General features: G+C 44.4%; 4 protein-coding genes. 1 reads left to right on the forward strand and 3 read right to left on the reverse strand.

Annotated elements, in window-relative coordinates; all coding sequences use genetic code 11:
- Positions 1-128: 128 nt before the first annotated feature.
- The 3 genes from mscL to B3763_RS09175 all read right to left on the reverse strand — a co-directional run bounded on the left by mscL (position 129) and on the right by B3763_RS09175 (position 2669).
- On the reverse strand, positions 129-533 hold the full coding sequence (gene mscL / locus B3763_RS09165; RefSeq protein ID WP_189629356.1) for a large-conductance mechanosensitive channel protein MscL: 405 nt from the start codon (positions 531-533) through the stop codon (positions 129-131).
- A gap of 219 nt (positions 534-752) precedes the next feature.
- A complete protein-coding gene (locus B3763_RS09170; protein WP_189629357.1) occupies positions 753-1781 on the reverse strand; it encodes an AI-2E family transporter in 1029 nt (342 codons plus the stop codon).
- Between the two features lie 78 nt (positions 1782-1859).
- Positions 1860-2669 (reverse strand): hypothetical protein, encoded by an 810-nt coding sequence (locus B3763_RS09175; RefSeq protein WP_286745882.1) that lies wholly within the window; start codon positions 2667-2669, stop codon positions 1860-1862.
- Between the two features lie 104 nt (positions 2670-2773).
- Here B3763_RS09175 and paaN point away from each other — a divergent pair, with 104 nt between their 5' ends.
- The gene (paaN, locus tag B3763_RS09180; protein ID WP_189629359.1) at positions 2774-4441 is read left to right on the forward strand and encodes a phenylacetic acid degradation protein PaaN; all 1668 of its coding nucleotides are present in this window, start codon (positions 2774-2776) and stop codon (positions 4439-4441) included.
- The last annotated feature ends 135 nt before the right edge of the window (positions 4442-4576 follow it).

Raw genomic sequence — 4576 nt, forward strand, 5'->3', positions numbered from 1 at the left:
TGACGTCCTAAGAGGGGATATTTTACTACTTACTTACATCGAACTCAGGTTAAATAAAGAATCTCAAAAGTGGTACAGGCAGGCTATAGGAAGGCTCTTTTACCTCGCCACCTTTGAGATTCTGACACTTACTTTTTGAGCAAATCTCTTATTTCAGTAAGAAGTAGCTCTTCTTTAGATGGTGCAGGAGGAGCTGCCGGCTTGGCTTCTTCTTTCTTCTCCCACTTTTCCTTCATGCGGTTATATCCCTTTACAATCATGAATACGGCCATAGCCACAATAAGGAAGGTGAGTATGGTATTGATAAACACTCCATAGTTGATAGCTACCTCTGCCGTGCCTTCTGCTGTTGCCTCTTGCAACACAATTTTCATGGTAGAAAAATCAACACCTCCAAGCAGCAAGCCAATAGGCGGCATGAGCACGTCATTGACCAAAGATTTGGCAATAGCTCCAAAATAAGTGGCCATAATAAGACCAACGGCAATTTCTACTACATTGCCTTTCGAGATGAATTTCTGAAATTCTTTCATTAGTAATTAACGTTTAAGGTTGATTGTTGGCCCCGAAGGGTATGAAGAAAGATAAGAAATAATCTCTGGTGGAGGGAGGGTGAATATACACACTTTTTTGATAATGAGACGATTGTAACCAGAGGGGCCTATACTCAAACAGCTGCTATCTTGCAAAAAACAGATTTATCGGGCTGCCCTTTTCTCAAGCGTTGCTTTGCACCTGTAACCAGTGGAGCTTTATTGCCCTGACATTAACTGGGCTATCATTCGGGTGCTTTTGTATTGCTCGAAGAGCACTTTTAGAAAAACCGTAATAGGAATGGACATTATGAGTCCGGGTACTCCCCAAACAAATCCCCAAAGCATAAGGGCAATGAGTATGGTAATGACATTGATAGAGAAAGACTTGCCCATGAAAATGGGTTCCAGAACCCCGCCAAATAAGGCCTGAACACCCGTGGCCGATAATGCGAAGAACAATAGCATAGACGCAGAGTCTATTTCTACAAAAGCAAAAATGGTAACGGTTATTACGCAAATTACGGACCCCACCATTTGAACAAAGTTGATGGCAAAGGCGAACAGACCCCAGAAAATAGGGAAGCTTACGCCAAAAAACCAGCAGACCAGTCCGGTGCCAATTCCCGTAAGCAAGCTCACAAAGAACTTCACCTTAATGAAGGTGAGCAGGTCTTTTTCTATTTTCCGGAAGGTCTTTATAGAAGCAAACTGCTGCTTTATAAGCGTAGATCGCATTATTTTTTGCACATCGAACGACTCTGCCAACAAAAGAAGTACAAAAAATATGGTGGTGAGCAACATAGATATTGTTCCACTCACAAAATCGACCGTAGGTACCAGATTTTTCATTACGGCCTCTTTGCTCACCAGGTCTTTGAGTGTTTCTTCGCCTTTGAGAAAATCTACACCAAAAAAGCCTTCCAGACTTGCAATGAGCTGTCCTAGTTTAGCTTTGGCTCGTTCAAAAAACTGATTGTCCGTAGCCAGAATTTCACGACTAGAAAGCTGCATGAGTTCTCCAAAGAGCTTAAAGCATATGGCCATAATAACCACCACTATAAATATGTTGAGGTATTTGGGGCTGCCTTTCTTTTTGAGCCACCGCATGAGTGGTAGAAATATGAGTGCAATGAACATGCTCGATACCAAAGGAATGAAAATAAAAGACAGGGTTTTGAGCATGTAGAAAACCAGTGGCACCACTATTATAAGCAGTAATATGTTGGTTGTTTTTCTGTCGTTCATTGCTGTGCGTTAAGGCCCGCAAAGTTATACCACATAGGGCAAGAAATGTTTAGTACACCCAAATAAGTTTATGTGAACTTATTGGCTCACCCTAAAGTACAGTTCATCGACTCCCGTGTTTTTAGACTGTATATGGTAGGCGGAAATAATTACTTCATAGGAGCCCATTTTTTCCAGCGGCAGATTGGCCACGAAAGTATTGTCTTCCTTTAGTTGCATGGTTACGGTACGAACATATTCACCATCAATAGAGACCATTGCCTCTACCTCCATGAGCCCCGCATCCCAGAGGCCTCCGTCAGAAATGGTGCAACCACACATCATTACTATATTGGCTTTTAATTCTACGCTTGTCGTTTCTTTCAAGGAGAAACCCTGATGGGTCTGTGGGTAAAGGCCATCGACCACAAAACCCGGTATTTCCACAACAATGCCTTCGCCATCCATGGGTTTGCCGGGAATGAGCCATGCCTGAGTTTGAGCCATAACACGTGCTTCTTCGTGGTGTGCTGGCGCCTGCGCTTCTATGGTTACCAGCAAAGGCTTGCTCAGAGACAAGCTGGCTTCAAAGTAGGCAGCCCCATCGGTGATGGATTGGTACCGCTCTCTGGCAGTGCGCATAATGAGGTCTGTATTGCCTGTTCCACCTTTGGTATATCCTTTAGCCAGTATTTCATTGGTTTGGGCATCACGAATTATGATAAGCGAACCGCCCATGCTGGAGCCAATAAATTTGGCGTCTTTGGCCTGAGTGCGAACCACAACTTTCGTAGCCTTAGCTTGTTGCGCCATAAGGGTGGGAGCAGCAAAAAGGAGAATAGCAATCAGAATATTTTTCATGGTAAAGAGGTATACTTCAAAGTTAACCATTCGCCACCGCAAATTCATAGTCCAGAAGAAGACTACTGCACGGCTTTCCCTTTTAACAATCGGTTCAGGCTATTGTTCTTTGTGCATTTAGAGCTAAATTCGAAACCAAACAAACGTTAGTTATGGGATTGACAACTGCACAAAAAGAAATTTTAGATAAAGCCATTGAGGCATTACACACCCGGGTTTTTCATGCCCAATATCCTGAACACCCATCTCCGGCCATTTATGGAGAAACAGCCGATGAGGAAGGTAAGAATGCCTTTAAACAACTACGTAAAGGTAAGTTTGAGGAGCTACAACAAAGTGGTGAAGAGGCATGGGTAGGCGAAGAGCACTCTCCTTATTTCGATGAACCCGTAGGTACTACCTATCCGCAGTTTTCTAATGATGTACTGCTTGAGCGTGCTGAAAAAGCTTTCCATAGCTGGAGAAAGGTATCTAAAGAAGATCGGGCAGCGGTATTAATCGATTCGTTAGAACGATTTTCTAAGCGTTTTTTTGAAAATGCCTATGCTACTATGCATACCACAGGGCAGGGCTATATGATGGCTTTTCAGGCCTCTGGTCCGCATGCGGCAGACCGGGCACTGGAGGCGGTAGCAGCCGGTTATGAGGAGTTGGGTCGTTTCCCGGAAAAAGCAGTTTGGGAAAAGCCCATGGGTAAGTATAACCTGACTATAAACAAAGAGTGGAGAGCTGTGCCAAAAGGCATTGGATTGGTAATAGGCTGCTCTACCTTTCCTACTTGGAATTCTGTGCCGGGCGTTTATGCCAACATGATTACCGGAAACTCAGTAATTGTAAAACCCCACCCGGGAGCAGTTTTACCAATGGCCATTGTGGTGGCAGAGATTAGAAATGCCTTGCGAAGTGCGGGCTTCGATCCGGAGGTTTGCCAATTGGCAGTAGATACCAAAGACAAACCCATAGCCAAAGAATTGGCCGAACATCCCAAAGTGAAGCTGGTAGATTTTACCGGTAATTCTGAGTTCGGAAGCTATCTGGAATCTTTGCCCAAAGCAGTATTTACTGAGAAAACCGGGGTGAATTCTATGATTTTGGATTCTACCGATAATCTGGATAAGATGATTCAGAACATTACATTTTCGGTAGCACTCTATTCCGGGCAAATGTGTACTGCTCCACAAAACTTTTTTATTCCCGAAGGCGGAGTAAAGACACCGGAAGGAGTAGTGAGCTTTGATGAGGTGGCTCAAAAGATTGTAGAATTTACAAACGGACTTATAGACAACCCGAAAGCCGGGCCTTTTGTAGCCGGAACCATTCAAAACCCATTGACAGCCGAAAGAACAACTTCTGCTGCCAAGTCTATTGGAGGCAAGGTAAGGTTGGAAACCCGTAGCATTGAGCAATCGGTGCCTTATTTTAAGAATGCCAGAACCCAAACACCTACTTATATTGAGCTGACTGCGGCCGATAAGGATAAGTTTTCTAAAGAAATGTTTGGCCCAATAGCCTTTCTCATCAAGACTAAAGATACACGCGAATCAGTGGCTCTGGCTCGTGAAATGGCCGAAACCTATGGTGCAATATCGTGCGGAGCTTACACCACAGATGAGGAAATGAAAGAATATATTGCCGATGAGATGTCACTGGCAGCAACCCCGGTTTCGTTTAATCTTACCGGTCAAATCTTTGTAAACCAAAACGCTGCGTTTTCTGATTTCCACGTAACAGGAGGCAATCCTGCCGGAAATGCTTCTTTCACTAACCCGGACTATGTCAACAGACGGTTTACCTGGGTGGGGATGCGAGAACCTGCATAGGCCGGTGAAATATTAGGAATTCCCTGTTTGAGGGTGGGCCGGGGGTGACGGTTCCGTATGATTGCCGTCATCCCTAGCCTGATTAGCAATCACGAACCATCACCACTATCATCATCCCCGACTTGATCGGGGATC

This window comes from Roseivirga sp. UBA1976, from assembly GCF_002336325.1.
Taxonomy (GTDB): Bacteria; Bacteroidota; Bacteroidia; order Cytophagales; family Cyclobacteriaceae; genus Roseivirga; species Roseivirga thermotolerans.

Excerpts from the sequence above, each read along its gene's own strand:
- mscL (WP_189629356.1), bottom strand. The coding sequence starts at position 533 with ATGAAAGAATTTCAGAAATTCATCTCGAAAGGCAATGTAGTAGAAATT.
- B3763_RS09170 (WP_189629357.1), bottom strand. The coding sequence starts at position 1,781 with ATGAACGACAGAAAAACAACCAACATATTACTGCTTATAATAGTGGTG.
- B3763_RS09175 (WP_286745882.1), bottom strand. The coding sequence starts at position 2,669 with ATGAATTTGCGGTGGCGAATGGTTAACTTTGAAGTATACCTCTTTACC.
- paaN (WP_189629359.1), top strand. The coding sequence starts at position 2,774 with ATGGGATTGACAACTGCACAAAAAGAAATTTTAGATAAAGCCATTGAG.